Origin of the sequence: Johnsonella ignava ATCC 51276 (genome assembly GCF_000235445.1) — a bacterium.
GTDB classification, from domain to species: domain Bacteria; phylum Bacillota; class Clostridia; order Lachnospirales; family Lachnospiraceae; genus Johnsonella; species Johnsonella ignava.
Map to the genome: position 1 here is coordinate 55,298 of NZ_JH378830.1, position 15,619 is coordinate 70,916.

Genomic DNA, 15,619 nt, shown 5'->3' on the forward strand with positions numbered 1-15,619 from the left:
ATAAGGGTAAAAATTTAATTATGATTAAGACTGAAATTTCAGAGATTAAAAAATTATTTAATAAAGATACAAATGTTATAACAAGGATAGCTTCATGTTATGTTGATGCTGAAAAAAATATAAAAATGACATCAAATGAATCATTTTATATACTTACCGAAGATGATGCCTTTAAGTATGAGGAGATATTTAAAAAGACATTAAGCGGAACGGTAGGTAAAGGGCTTTTAAATATAGGTTTTCCTATTTCGGCACAAGCACAGGGCGGGGCACATGATTTTCTTATGAAATTAAGAGACAGTGCTCTTGAGGATGAAGAACTTCTTAAAAGTTTTTATAATCAAGTCATAGAAAATTTTGTCTGTGATGAGAATTATTATATTATTTTAATAAATATAATGTATGATATACCTGTAAAAACAAAGGATAAGATGCTGCTTGATGATGCTTCCGATGAGATCTATCATGCCCTGTTATGTTCGATATGTCCTGTAAGGCTTTCAAAATCCGCACTGGTATATAATTCAATCAGGCAACATATTGAAAATCGTGCAGGAGACTGGAAAATAGAGGCCCCTGTAAACGGTTTTTTGTTTCCGGTATTTAATGACAGAACGACTGATATACATGAGGCACTCTATTTTTCAAAAAATCCTGCAGAGATAAATAAAAAATTTCTTGAGAATATACTTGGTGTTGAGGCTCCGTTTAATGCAAAAGAACAAAAAGAAATAATACAGCAGGAACTTGTAAAAGCAATAGGTAATGACTGTAATTATGAAATAATAAGTCGCATACATGAGGAGATAGGCGAGCTTATAGAGGCAAATGCCGCAGATCCGAATCCTCTTATACTTGAAAAGAATGATATGTTGAATGTAATGTCAAAAAGCGGTGCGGCTGATGAGGCTATATCAATGTACAGAGATTCTGAAAATACCGATATAAGTGTGCCTGCGGAAAATATAATTGACAGTGGAAGGCTTGATGTAAAAACCTCAGGTATAAGTATAAAGGTTGAAAATTCTGATATGTACAGGCTTAAAACAATGGATATAAACGGCAAGAAATGTCTTGTAATTGAGGTGGATGACTGCATTGAAGTAAACGGCATACCGGTAAAAGGATAGTGTCGCAGGCACCTGGCGGTAAAGTTTAAATTTACTGCCGTTATACCGCTAAGGTATATCAGGGCTTTAATAAATAAAACAGTTGCATTTAAATTCAGGCTTATGGTATCAGCATATCAGAGGAGGAAAAGTATGCTTTATTTTTTCAGCAGCACTAATGATTATAACAAGTGTATGCTTTATCTTAAAAAAAATACAATCGGGCATATGTCATATAAAGTCGGTAACAATCATATAATCAGTATCTTTGATGCCTTTGCAGCATCAAAGATTGAAGTAGAGGAACCGGCATTTTTAAAATCTGACGATATGCCGCTTGAAAATGGCTACCTTGTATCCAAAAGATATAAGGATAAGACGGTAATTGAAGTAGGAAGTATAAAGATAGGTATGCATAAGCCTGTGTTTATTTCAGGACCATGTTCTGTGGAATCAGAGGAGATACTTATGGCTACCGCTTCAAAGATAAAACGGTATGGAGTGCATATACTAAGAGCAGGTGCATACAAGCCCCGCACTTCTCCCTACGATTTTCAGGGTTTTGGAAGAAAAGGCATTGATATGTTATATAATGTCGGAAAATCACTTGATATGCCTGTTGCAACTGAAATTATGGATATAAGAGAGCTTGAGTATATGTTTGATAAGGTCGATATATTTCAGGTGGGTACAAGAAATATGTATAATTATCCGCTGCTTAAAGAACTTGGAAAAATTAAAAAGCCTGTACTTCTTAAAAGAGGTTTTTGTGCAACTATAAATGAGTTTTTATTAAGTGCGGAGTATATAATGCTTGAAGGCAATGAAAATGTGATTTTATGTGAGCGAGGTATAAGGACTTATGAGGATTTTACAAGAAACAGCATGGATATTTCAGCAATACCGCTTTTAAAGCAGCTTACACATCTTCCTGTTTTAGCAGATCCAAGTCATGCAAGTGGGAAAAGGAGCCTTATAAAACCTGTTTCAATAGCGGCAGTAGCGGCAGGTGCGGACGGAATAATGATAGAAACCCATATAAATCCTGATTGTGCATGGAGTGATGGCAGTCAGTCTATAACTCCTGAACTGCTCAAGGAAATAGTAAACAGATATTTTCCGGACGTTTAAAAAATATAAAAAAAACATTGGAATGTAGCAAAAGAATCCTACTGTACAACTGGAGTATTTTAAGATAAAATTATAAAGTCTGATGAGATGAAAAGCGGCAGTCAGGTATAAAAACTCCGAAACATCAAACATTAAAAAACACATTCTCAATATAGAGAATGAAGTATTTGAGGAGCCTGCAAGGCTGTTAAATACTTGACCGTAATCAGTTGATTAAGGTGATTATGAAAACAAAAGGAGCTGCACAATAATGAATTCAAATATTCTTGATACAATTACAAAGCTTGCACTAAAAAGGATGTATGAGGCTAAAAAGGCTTTTTCACCGGAAATGATGAAAAATCATGCTTTAAGCCTTCCGACAGGACAATACGAATTTAAGAAGTTATTAACTGAGAGAAATAATACTGCACAGATAAAATTGATATGTGAGCTGAAGAAAGCTTCACCGTTAAAGGGGATTATAGATCCTGTATTTGATTATATAAATATAGCAAAAGAGTATGAAACAGCAGGAGCAGATGCGGTTTCCGTCATTACAGAACCGGGATATTATCTGGGGAGTATTGAGGCATTCAGGCAGATAAGAAAGATAATCAATCTGCCTATGCTGCGAAAGGATTTTATTGTTGATGAATTTCAGATATATGAATCAAAGGTTATAGGTGCGGATGCTGTATTGATAATTGTTGCGATTACAGCTCAAAAAGAGATAGAAAGGTATCTTAATATATGCAGAAAACTTGGTATTTCTGCAGTTGTTGAGGTACATGATGAGTCTGAACTTAAAAAAGCTGTACTTTCAGGTGCGGATATAATCGCAGTAAATAACAGGAATTTAAATGATTTCAGTCTTGATATGGAAAAAACCGGTGTTTTAGGTGCTTTAATGCCAAAGAGCTGTGTATTTATAGCTGAATCGGGATTTTCCAATGTGATGGATATAAAAACAGCCCGGGTAGCAGGTGCTGCCGCTGTAACAGTAGGAGAAGCGGTTATGACGGCATGGGATAGAATATCATTTATAAAAGGACTTAGAACTATTGTATGATAATAAAGAGAGTTTTTTAATAATATGACAGACTTATCACAATAAAAATATTAAGGCTAAATAAATGGAATTTTTAAACAACACAAAGGAAATTAACAAAACAGATATATCAATTACACAAAGAAGCCGTAATTATTGGGAAAAACGTGCTAAGACCTATACGGATATAAATAAAGAGGAACTTGTAGGCAGTACCAGAGCTGCATGGTTAAATACTTTAAAAAGACATGTCATAAATAACTTTAAAGATATAGCACCAAAGGATATAAAGGTGCTTGATATAGGTACAGGACCCGGTTTTATGGCAATTATAGCTGCACTGGAAGGCTTTAATGTAAGTGCCGTGGACTTTAGCGAAAGTATGCTTGCCGAGGCTAGTTTAAACATAAAGAATGAAGGTCTTCCAGACAATGCTGTAAAGTTGTTTAAAGCCGATGCTCATGATACAGGCTTTTCTTTAGAAAGTTTTGATGTAATTTTCACAAGGAATCTGACATGGAATTTACAAGATCCTGTTAAAGCTTATAAGGAGTGGTACCGTATTCTTAAAAAAGGCGGTATTCTTCTTAACTATGATGCAAACTGGTACTCTTATTTGTATGATAAAAATCAGAGACTTGCCTATGAAATTGACAGAAAAAATGTCAGGCAACATAGCCTTAAAGATAAGTGGATAGGCGATAATTTTGATGAATGTGAAGATATAGCAAGGAATATTGTATTAAGCCGTATTCATCGTCCTGAATGGGATTTAAAAATTCTAAAAAAAATCGGCTTTATAGACTGTTATGCAGATACGGATATATGGAAAAAACTATGGAGCGAGGATAAAAAAATTAATTTTGCTTCAACTCCCCTTTTTGAGATAAAGGCTAAAAAACAAATGTAAGAAATGAACAAATTAATAAATAAATTAATAAATAAATTAATATTAAGAAATAAATCTAATAAGTCGTAAATAGATATAAATATATATATATTTACAAAACTCTAATGAGATTTTGTATGTTTTATAAACTGTACTTATAGAAAGTTTTAAATAGTGCAGTAGTAGCCATCAAGTGCCTACTTGACAGATTTTTTTTGATTGTATATAATGCCATCTGAAAAAGACTTTGACGGAGAGAGTAGTTATACTAGGAAGCCTTAGCGAGTCGGGGATGGTGTAAGCCCGGTGTGGATGGTATATATGAAGATCACTCCTGAGTTTCCTGCTGAATATGCTTAATTATATTAATATTCTTAATTTACATTTTTAAGAAGTAAAATATTTAAAGTCTGCGCAGTATCCTGCTTATATATGGTAGATGCTGTGTCCGCCAGGTTGCCGCCTATGTGTAGGTGTGCAGCCCATGTATTTAAGCAAGTAAGTAAGGACGTTTTCCCACGTTACAGGGAGGGCATATGCCGGTATGCTGTGAAAGGTGGTTAAAAATGAGATTCTCATCCTGTTCGCAGGGTGGGATTTTTTTATTTATAAAAATATCGACAGCCGATTTTATACTAAACAGGACCGGTAAAGTAATAAAAGAGAAAAGAAAGGAATAAAAGGTATTATGTACAAAAAAGTTTCAACCGATCTGATTTTTGTCGATAGAGAAAAAGAGATTGAGAAGTTTTGGAAAGAAGGAGATTATTTTAAAAAGAGCCTTGAACTTAGAAAAGATTCACCTACATATATGTTTTATGACGGACCGCCTACTGCTAACGGAAAGCCGCATATAGGACATGTTCTTACAAGGGTTATAAAGGACATGATCCCGAGATATAGAACTATGAAAGGAAACAATGTGCCTAGAAAGGCAGGCTGGGACACACATGGGCTTCCGGTTGAACTTGAGGTTGAAAAGGCACTTAATATAGATGGAAAAGATCAGATAGAAGCTTATGGTCTTGAACCGTTTATAGCAAAATGTAAGGAAAGTGTATGGGAGTATAAGGGGATGTGGGAAGAATTCTCAGATACAGTAGGCTTTTGGGCTGATATGGAAGATCCTTATGTAACCTATCACAATGATTATATAGAATCTGAATTTTGGGCATTAAAGCAGATCTGGGAAAAGGGGCTGCTGTATAAAGGTTTTAAAATAGTTCCTTATTGCCCAAGATGCGGTACTCCCCTTTCAAGTCATGAGGTTGCACTCGGATATAAAGAACTGAAAGAACGTTCTGCAGTTGTAAGATTTAAAGCAAAAGACGATGAAGCATATTATCTTGCATGGACAACAACTCCATGGACTCTTCCAAGCAATGTTGCACTTTGTGTAAACCCGAATGAAAAGTATGTAAAGGTTAAGTATGCAGGCTATACCTATATAATGGCAGAAGCTTTATGCAGCCAGATGTTTGAAGGTGATTATGAGATAATTGAAACATATACTGGAAAAGATCTTGAATATCGTGAATACGAACCGCTTTTTGATTTTGTTGAGCCAGATAAAAAGGCATATTACATAGTTTGTGATACTTATGTAACACTAACGGATGGTACCGGAATTGTACATACTGCACCATCATTCGGTGAGGATGACTCAAGGGTAGGACTTAAATACAATCTGCCTTTTGTACAGCTTGTAGATTCAAAGGGAGAGATGACTGAAAATACGAAATGGGCAGGCGTATTTGTAAAAGATGCGGATCCTCTTATACTTGATGATCTTGATAAGAGTGGAAAACTTTTTTCAGCACCTGAATTTACACACAGTTATCCACACTGCTGGAGATGTAATACTCCGCTTTTGTATTATGCGAGAGAATCATGGTACATAAAAATGACTGCTGTAAAAGATGATCTTATAAGAAATAACAAGACTATAAATTGGATACCTGAAAGCATAGGAAAAGGGCGTTTTGGCGACTGGCTTGAAAATATACAGGACTGGGCTATATCAAGGAACCGCTACTGGGGTACACCACTTAATATATGGGTATGTGAATGTGGTCATATGCATAGTATAGGAAGCATTGATGAGCTTAAATCCATGTCAGATAACTGCCCTGACAATATAGAGCTTCACAGACCTTTTATAGACAAAGTAACTATAAAATGTCCCAAATGTTCAAAACAGATGGTAAGGACACCCGAGGTTATAGACTGTTGGTTTGATTCAGGAGCTATGCCTTTTGCTCAGCACCATTATCCGTTTGAAAACAAGGAGTTATTTGAGGATCAGTTCCCGGCAGATTTCATATCGGAAGCCGTTGACCAAACGAGAGGCTGGTTTTATTCACTTCTTGCGGTGTCAACACTTTTATTTAATAAATCTTCATATAAGAATGTTATAGTGCTTGGCCATGTACAGGATGAGAACGGACAGAAGATGAGTAAATCCAAGGGCAATGTTGTTGATCCTATGGAGGCGCTTAGAGAATACGGTGCAGATGCGATAAGGTGGTATTTCTATGTAAATTCGGCGCCCTGGCTTCCAAATAGATTCCATGGTAAGGCGGTTACCGAGGGTCAAAGAAAATTTATGGGAACCCTCTGGAATACATATGCTTTTTACATACTTTACGCTGATATAGATAAATTTGATCCTACAAAATACAAGCTTGAACAAGATAAATTAAGTGTTATGGACAAATGGCTGCTTTCAAAACTCAATTCTCTTGTGCTTGAAGTTGACTCGGCTCTGGAAAATTACAAAATAACCGAATCGGCAAGAGCTTTGCAGGAGTTTGTTGAGAATTTAAGCAACTGGTATGTGCGCCGCTGCCGTGAAAGATTCTGGGCAAAGGGTATGGAGCAGGATAAGATAAGTGCCTATATGACACTTTATACCGCACTTGAGGAAGTATGCAGGCTTTCTGCACCTATGATACCGTTTATCACTGAGTCTATATATCAAAATATGGTAAGAAGTGTTAATAAGGCGGCACCTGAGAGCATACATTTATGTGATTATCCTAAGGCTGACGAGTCCTATATAGATAAGGAGCTTGAGGCATGTATGGATGAGGTTCTGGATATAGTTGCAGCAGGTCGTGCGGCAAGAAATGCAGCTAATATAAAAAATCGCCAGCCGATCGCTAAAATGTATGTAAAAGCGGAAAATACATTAAGCAGTTTTTATGTGCAGATAGTTGAAGAAGAGCTGAATGTTAAATCAGTGGAATTTAGGGATGATGTTGAGGAATTCGTTTCATATGAGTTTAAGCCGCAGTTAAAGACTGTGGGACCTAAATATGGCAAATTACTTGGAGGTATAAAACAGGTACTTTCAGAGCTTGACAGCCGTACTGCTCTTAAAGAGCTTGAAAAAGAAGGTTCGCTTAGATTTGAAGTGGATGGAAACGAGGTTGAACTTTCAAAAGAGGATCTTTTAATTGAAGTTTTAAAGGATTCTGAGTTTGTGGTTGAAAGCAATCCCAGGGTAAGTGTAGTGATTGATGTAAAGCTTACGCCTGAGCTTATAAATGAGGGCTTTATAAGAGAACTTATAAGTAAGGTTCAGACCATGAGAAAAGAGGCTGGATTTGAAGTTACCGATCACATAGTTCTCGGGCAATCGGGAAATGACAGGATTGCTGAAATTATAAATAATAATATTGAGACAATAAAATCTGAGGTGCTTGCCGATGAGATAAATACCGGAAAAACAGAGGGTTTCACAAAAGAGTGGAATTTAAATACAGAACATGTTATACTTAGTGTTTCAAAGGTTAATTAAATCGGCAGTTATAAACTGAAATTTTAAATCCCGCCTGGTACAGGTATGTGGACGGAATTATTATGTTAAAATCATATGGTGAGTTTTGTAATAAGTTCCGTGAAACCTTTGTGCTATGCGGGATAATTTTTTTGGAGGAATATTTAATCAGGAGGAAGATTTAATAATGAATAAACGCTTAAGCAAGAGTGAGTTTAAGGCTGCGATAGAAAGCAACATAAAAACCCTTTACAGAAAAACTATAGATGAAGCAACTGTTGACCAGGTGTTTCAGGCAGTGTCATATGCAGTGAAGGATATAATCATAGATGAGTGGATAGCTACACATGATGAATATGAAAAGCAGGATGTAAAGGTACTTTATTATATGTCGATGGAATTTCTTATAGGAAGAACCCTCGGTAATAATATAATTAATATAGGTGCGATTAAGGAAGTAAGGGAAGCACTTTCAGAACTGGGCTTTGATTTAAATGCAGTGGAGGATAAGGAACCCGATCCGGCACTTGGAAACGGAGGACTTGGAAGGCTTGCAGCCTGCTTTCTTGATTCACTTGCAACACTGGGGTATCCGGCATATGGCTGCGGTATAAGGTATCGTTATGGTATGTTCAAACAGAAGATAGAAAAGGGCTATCAGGTTGAAGTACCTGATGAATGGCTTAAAAATCCATATCCGTTTGAGATGAAAAGACCGGAGTATGCTTATGAAGTGAAATTTGGCGGCAATGTAAGGGTTGAAAAGAAAGACGGTAAGGATGTATTTATTCATGAAAACTATAATTCAGTCAGGGCGGTGCCTTATGACCTTCCTATACTGGGATATAAAAATAATGTGGTAAATTCATTAAGAATATGGGATGCCGAAGCTATAACAAATTTCAGTCTTGAGCATTTCGACAGGGGTGAGTATCAGATGGCAGTTGAGCAGGAAAACCTTGCAAGAACTATAGTTGAGGTTCTTTATCCAAATGATAATCATTATGCAGGCAAGGAATTAAGACTTAAACAGCAGTATTTCTTTATATCTGCGAGCATACAGAGAGCTATAGCCAGATATAAGGAAAAACATAATGATATAAAAAAGCTGCATGAGAAAGTTGTATTCCAGATGAATGATACACATCCTACAGTTGCAGTGCCTGAGCTTATGCGCATACTTCTTGATGAAGAAGGGCTTAATTGGGATGATGCATGGGCAGTTACAACAAAAACCTGTGCCTATACAAATCATACTATAATGTCAGAAGCACTTGAAAAATGGCCTATTGATTTATTTTCAAGACTTTTGCCCAGGATTTATCAAATAGTTGAAGAAATTAATCGAAGATTTGTTGAAAGTATAAAAAAAGCTTATCCGGGTAATGAAGAAAAGGTTGCCGATATGGCAATTCTTTACAACAACCAGGTTAGAATGGCTTATATGGCGATAGTAGGAAGCTTTTCAGTAAACGGAGTTGCGAGGCTGCATACCGAGATACTGAAAAAACAGGAATTAAAAGATTTTTACCTTATGATGCCTGAAAAATTTAATAATAAAACAAATGGTATAACGCAAAGACGTTTTCTGCTTCATGCAAATGAGCTGCTTGCCGACTGGGTCAGCAAAAAGATAGGCAGCGACTGGATATGCAATCTTTCTGCCATATCAAAGCTTAAGGATTATCTTGATGATGAAAAAGCTGCAATGGAATTTATGGACATCAAACACCGCAATAAAGTGAGACTTGCCGCCTATATAAAAGAACATAACAACATAGAAGTTGATCCTGATTCAATATTTGATATACAGGTTAAGAGACTTCATGAATATAAAAGACAGCTTCTTAATATACTGCATGTTATGTATCTTTATAATAAACTTAAAGATGATGACGGATTTGATATGTATCCGAGAACGTTTATATTCGGGGCAAAGGCGGCAGCGGGTTACAGAAGAGCGAAACTTACAATTAAACTTATAAATTCAGTGGCAGATGTTATAAATAATGACAGCAGTATAAACGGGAAGATAAAAGTTGTGTTTATAGAAGATTATAAGGTTTCAAACGCTGAGATTATATTTGCAGCTGCAGATGTAAGCGAACAGATATCTACCGCCAGCAAGGAGGCTTCAGGCACAGGAAATATGAAATTTATGCTCAATGGAGCAATTACCTTAGGTACTATGGACGGTGCCAATGTTGAGATAGTTGAGGAAGTGGGAAAAGATAATGCGTTTATATTTGGTCTTTCGTCTGATGAAGTGATTAAGTATGAAAAAGATGGAGGCTATGATCCGCTTGAGATATTTAATAAAGATTCTGAGATAAGAAAGGTGCTTATGCAGCTTACAAACGGGTATTTTTCAGCTGAAAATCCGGGTATGTTTAAGGAGATATATGATTCACTTCTTTACCCTGATGAAGGTGGAAGAGCTGATATATACTTTATACTTAAGGATTTTAATTCATATGCACAGGCACATGAGAGGATAGATAAAGCTTACCAAAATAAAAAGGCATGGGCTAGAATGGCACTTTTACAGACTGCTTCATGCGGTAAGTTTTCTTCAGACAGGACTATTGAAGAATATGTTAGAGATATATGGCATCTTAAGAAAGTGGAAGTGAAAATGCCAAAAAACAGCAAATAGTATAAATAATATATAAATATAATCTATAAAGAAATGTAAATATATGAAAAAATTAATAAGTTTTGATGTTGACATGACTTTGCTTGATCATGCGGATTATAATATACCTAAGTCCGCACTCAAAGCAGTAGAGCTTTTAAAAAAGGCGGGCAATATAGTTGCAATAGCTACGGGAAGAGATATGGCGAATCACCATGGGAAGCCTCTTGCAGATATTATAGATCCTGATGCTATGATAGAACTTAACGGTACTAAGATTACTGTGGGAGAGAAGATAATATACAGGCATTATTTTGATAAATCTCTTTTAAGGAGACTTGCACAGTTCTGCCTTAAAAAAGGCTATGCGATAGGTGTTACAATAGGTGATGATGATTATTATTTTAATCAAAATATAATTGATGAATATGATAGAAAATATTGGGGGGCTTCATTTAGAAATTTTAAAAATCCTGAAAAGCTTTTTGATATGGATATAGGCACCTTGGCTTATGTAGGCGAGATATCAGGGGCTTATGATATTGAAAAAAATTTTAATGAATTAAGATGCCCGGCTTTTGCCGCTGTACATGGTGCCGATATAATAGAAAAGGGAAACAGTAAGGCAGAGGGACTTAAAAGACTGTGCAGCTACTACGGGATAGATATAGCCGATACAGTGGCTTTCGGTGATTCATATAATGATCTTGAGATAGTAAGTGAAGCGGGTACTGGAGTTGCTATGGGCAATGCTATAGAGGAGCTTAAAAATGCAGCTGATTTTGTAACTGATGATGTAGGCAAGGACGGAGTATATAATGCATGTGTAAAATTGGGGCTTATTTAATTATTTTAATTAAAAAATAAGGTATTATTTATAGTTTTTATTTTGAAAATATGCTAAAGTATCTAAGGAAATAATGATTTAATTATTGTTTCATCTAAGCAAGATATTTATTGTAGCATTTTATAAAATTTATATAAAATTATATGCCGCAATAAATTAAAATCAAGGAGGATAATTATGAAGCTTAATAAGAAAATAGCACTATATGTTTCTGTATTTGTGATTGGAGTAGCTTTAGCAACAGCCTGTTCAAGTAAAAAAAATGAGGAGTCCGGTCAGAACCAGAGTCAGAGCGGCTCAGGTGCAGAATCCGCACCATCAGGGCAAACCTCAGCCGGTGCAGCTTCATCAGCTGCAAAAAAGGCTGATAAAAAGGTTGATCTTAATTATGACATAATAAATAATATAGGTGATGATAAGGAAGCTATTATAAATGCACTTGGAAATCCGGCAAATGAAAGCAAGACGGATATTTCAATTATACTTGAATATAAAAATCCTGACAGAAAGTTACATCTTTTTCCTGAAACAGATATGAAGGCTGCAAATACCTGTTGGGCAGCTTTTGCAACGGCTGGAGATATGTGGGGTGTCAAGGAAAAAATGAAAAAGGAAGATTTCCTGAAGGAAGCTGTAAGTGGTGAAAATCAGGAAGTTATTGATGGTGAAAATCTTGATGACAGCGAAGTCAGTGTAGGTAAAAAAGGACAAAAGACTATTGAATTTGCAAGTGAAGGATATTCATTTATTATAGCATTAAATGATGACGGTACAATAGATGCAAATTCGCCTGCAGGTGTATTTTCACTTGATGCCGAGGCTACTCCCGTTGAAAACGCACCATAAAGAAATAAAATCATAAATGCATAAAAAGATATACATGATGTATAATTACTGCTGTATATCTTTTTTGCATGTTTATAAGGCTTAACTGCTAAATAAAAATCAAAATTAGGAGATGGTGTGTTTCACACCGCATTTATTTTAAGAGCGGAGATTTTAGCATACCGATTGTATTTATGAGAATAAAATCAGATAAATTAACGATATTTTTTTTAGTACTTTTACTTATTTTAAATACATGTATGTGGATGGGAGACGGTTTTGTATATGCACAAGGTGAAGTTCCTGATATAGCCTCTGAAGGAGCAGTGCTTATGGATGCTGACAGCGGTGAGATTTTATATGAAAAAAATGCTTCAAAAAGATATTATCCCGCATCTATAACAAAGATGATGACTGCTCTTGTCGTAATTGAAAATTCAGGGCTTGATGATACTGTGGTATTTTCAAAATCGGCAACAACAAATCTTGAAAGCGGAGCGGTAAATTTAAAGGTTAGTGCAGGTGATAAGATAAGCGTAAGAGACTGTCTTTACGGATTGCTTTTAAAATCGGCAAATGAGGTTGCAAATGGTCTTGCAGAGCATACAGGAGGTTCAACCGGCGGATTTGCTTCAATGATGAATTCAAAAGCGAAGGAGCTTGGCTGTACAAATACAAACTTTGTAAATCCAAGCGGTTTAAATAACAATTCACATTATACAACTGCCAGGGATATGGCAATTATTGCACAGGCGTGCTTTAATAATGCCTCCTTTAGAAAAATAAATCAGACTGAATCCTATACTTTTCCGGCAGTTAAAAATTGCGGCAGCAAAGTAATTACAGTAGGTCATAAAATGATGCGTAAATCCGATTCCAGGTACTATGAAGGTATTATAGGCGGAAAGACCGGCTATACCAAAAAAGCCGGACATACACTTGTAACGGGTGCACAAAGAGACGGAAAAAGGCTTATAGTGGTTATATTAAAAAGTTCGTCAACACATTATGAAGATACGAAAAAACTGCTTGATTACGGTTTTTCAAAAAAAACATCTTCAAAATCAGTAAAAAATCCTATTGAAAATACAAATCAACCACCTGAACTTTCAAATGCAGTTCAGAGCCGTACACCTGTTGATCCCCCTGATTCAGGAAATGCTTCGAAAGAAAGTGTTTATGAAAATATGCCTTATAAAACAGGCTGGCAAAGGGATGATAGAGGATGGTATTATATGACCGGTGAAAAAAGCTGGTATGCTTCGGGTATATACACTATTAATGGAGAAAAATATTATTTTGACGCAGGCGGATATATGCTTACAGGCTGGCAGCAGTATGCACCGGGGGACTGGTATTATATGATGGACTCCGGGGCTGTAAAGTATTCTTCATGGCTTGAATATAAAGGAGCATGGTACTATCTTGGTTCTGACGGAAAGATGCTTAAGGATACTAAAACTCCTGACGGTTACTATGTAGACAGCAGCGGAGTATGGGTAAAACATTGATTTTATATTTAAAGAAAATTATCTTGGCAGGGATTTTTTTAGTCTCTGCCTTATTATTAAGGTCCGAGTATGAAAAATCATGCCTTAAAGTCAGTTTTTATAAAATAAGAACAAAAAAAAAGATTGGGGAAAAAATAAACTCAAAAAAACGTCTTATATTTTTAAGTGATCTTCATAATAAGAAATTCGGCATAGATAATGAAAGACTTATAACTGCGATTGATTCTCTTTCGCCTGATATATTGTTGATAGGCGGTGATATGCCTGTTGTAAAAAAAGGAAAAAAAATCAGGTATACAGGGAGCTTTAAGGGACCCGATATAGACACAACATTAAAACTTTGCCTTTCTTTATCGGAAAAATATCCTGTATTTTACTCTAACGGGAATCATGAACTGCGACTTAAAGATAAAAAAATATATGGCAACAAATATCTTTTTTTAAAAAATGCTCTTAAAAGGGCAGGTGTGCACTATCTTGAAGACAAGCAGGAAGATTGCGGATGTTTTAGTATTGCGGGGCTTGATATTGATATGAAGTACTATACCAATAAATACAGTATGAACGATATTTATATAGAAAAAAAGATTGGAAAATGCAGCAAATTAAAATTTAACATACTGCTTGCACATTCACCGATGTATCATGCTGCATACGCTGACTGGGGAGCTGACCTCGCACTTTCAGGACATTTCCACGGCGGTACAATAAAGCTTTTTAAGAATATAGGACTTATGACACCGCAATATCATTTTTTCAGCAGAAATGTGGCAGGCATGAAGGATATAAAGGGGAAAAAAATGATAATATCTGCCGGACTTGGAACACACAGCATAAAAATAAGATTAAATAATAAGCCTGAAATAGTTGTAATTGATATTGTACAGATGTAAAATATATGGGATTATAAAAATTACTGTATATATTTTATAAAATAGGATTATATATTGGAGACCAGATGCCTAAGGGATTTTCATATAAGCTTGAAAAATTTGAGGGGCCGCTTGATCTGCTCCTCCATCTTATAGAAAAAGATAAGATTAATATTTATGATATACCGGTTGCACAGATAGCAGAGCAGTATATGGAGTATGTATCAGCTATGCAGGAAAAGGATCTTGATATAATGTCAGACTTTCTGGTGATGGCTGCCACGCTTCTTGATATAAAATCAAGGATGCTTTTGCCTGTACAGAAAGATGATGAAAACGGTATAGAGGAGGACCCCAGAAAGGAGCTAGTTGAAAAACTTCTTGAGTATAAAAGATTTAAGCTTATGGCACAGGAGCTTGCAGGTATGGAGTTTGAAACAAATCATATTTTGTTTAAAGAATGTCTGTTGCCGGAGGAAGTTGCAGGTTATGAAAAACCTGTAGTTTTAGATGAACTGCTTGAAGGGGTAGAGCTTCATAGGCTTAAGAGTATATTTGAGGAGATAATAAAAAGAAGTGAGTACAGGCTGGATAGGCGCAGGAGCAGCTTTGGGACGATAAAAAAGGAGTCTATAAGTCTTGAAGAACGTATAAATTCGCTTATGCAGTATGCAAGTGCAAAAAGGAAATTTTCATTTAGAGGGATTTTTGAAAAAAAGGCCGGAAAACTTGATATTGTAGTTACTTTTTTAGCTTTGCTTGAACTTATGAAAATAGGCAAGATAAGGCTTAGTCAAAATGCTCTATTTGATGATATGGAGATAGAATTTATTGAAGATAAGGATAATTAATCGAAAATTTAAAACAGCAAAGAAATATAGCGGGTGCTGTCAGGATTAATGCCTGTGTAGATAGCAGATTAATAGATCTTTAAAACAGGAAGTCCATCGGTTTTAGCAGATGGGCAACTTACAAAATAGTTTTGAAAT

General features: G+C 35.7%; 11 protein-coding genes. All 11 read left to right on the forward strand.

Features of this window, described 5'->3' with window-relative positions:
• Positions 1-20: 20 nt before the first annotated feature.
• On the forward strand, positions 21-1,130 hold the full coding sequence (locus HMPREF9333_RS02795; RefSeq protein WP_005539665.1) for a DUF4317 domain-containing protein: 1,110 nt from the start codon (positions 21-23) through the stop codon (positions 1,128-1,130).
• A 132-nt stretch (positions 1,131-1,262) separates the two neighbouring features.
• A complete protein-coding gene (gene aroF / locus HMPREF9333_RS02800; protein WP_040882130.1) occupies positions 1,263-2,240 on the forward strand; it encodes a 3-deoxy-7-phosphoheptulonate synthase in 978 nt (325 codons plus the stop codon).
• A gap of 250 nt (positions 2,241-2,490) precedes the next feature.
• On the forward strand, positions 2,491-3,291 hold the full coding sequence (trpC, locus tag HMPREF9333_RS02805) for an indole-3-glycerol phosphate synthase TrpC (RefSeq protein ID WP_005539668.1): 801 nt from the start codon (positions 2,491-2,493) through the stop codon (positions 3,289-3,291).
• A 64-nt stretch (positions 3,292-3,355) separates the two neighbouring features.
• Entirely contained in the window at positions 3,356-4,180 is an 825-nt protein-coding gene (locus HMPREF9333_RS02810) for a class I SAM-dependent methyltransferase (protein WP_005539670.1), read from the forward strand.
• Positions 4,181-4,847: 667 nt separating this feature from the next.
• Positions 4,848-7,961 carry an isoleucine--tRNA ligase gene (gene ileS / locus HMPREF9333_RS02815; RefSeq protein ID WP_005539672.1) on the forward strand — a complete coding sequence of 1,038 codons (3,114 nt, stop codon included), beginning with the start codon at positions 4,848-4,850 and terminating at the stop codon, positions 7,959-7,961.
• Between the two features lie 166 nt (positions 7,962-8,127).
• On the forward strand, positions 8,128-10,596 hold the full coding sequence (locus HMPREF9333_RS02820; RefSeq protein WP_005539674.1) for a glycogen/starch/alpha-glucan phosphorylase: 2,469 nt from the start codon (positions 8,128-8,130) through the stop codon (positions 10,594-10,596).
• Between the two features lie 43 nt (positions 10,597-10,639).
• The gene (locus HMPREF9333_RS02825) at positions 10,640-11,422 is read left to right on the forward strand and encodes a Cof-type HAD-IIB family hydrolase (RefSeq protein WP_005539675.1); all 783 of its coding nucleotides are present in this window, start codon (positions 10,640-10,642) and stop codon (positions 11,420-11,422) included.
• A gap of 177 nt (positions 11,423-11,599) precedes the next feature.
• Positions 11,600-12,268 carry a hypothetical protein gene (locus HMPREF9333_RS02830; RefSeq protein ID WP_005539676.1) on the forward strand — a complete coding sequence of 223 codons (669 nt, stop codon included), beginning with the start codon at positions 11,600-11,602 and terminating at the stop codon, positions 12,266-12,268.
• Positions 12,269-12,447: 179 nt separating this feature from the next.
• A complete protein-coding gene (locus tag HMPREF9333_RS02835; RefSeq protein ID WP_408611218.1) occupies positions 12,448-13,758 on the forward strand; it encodes a serine hydrolase in 1,311 nt (436 codons plus the stop codon).
• The gene (locus tag HMPREF9333_RS02840) at positions 13,743-14,651 is read left to right on the forward strand and encodes a metallophosphoesterase (protein WP_005539678.1); all 909 of its coding nucleotides are present in this window, start codon (positions 13,743-13,745) and stop codon (positions 14,649-14,651) included. Before HMPREF9333_RS02835 ends, HMPREF9333_RS02840 begins: the two co-directional genes overlap by 16 nt.
• 65 nt (positions 14,652-14,716) lie before the next feature.
• On the forward strand, positions 14,717-15,481 hold the full coding sequence (locus tag HMPREF9333_RS02845; RefSeq protein WP_005539679.1) for a segregation and condensation protein A: 765 nt from the start codon (positions 14,717-14,719) through the stop codon (positions 15,479-15,481).
• Positions 15,482-15,619 lie beyond the last annotated feature (138 nt).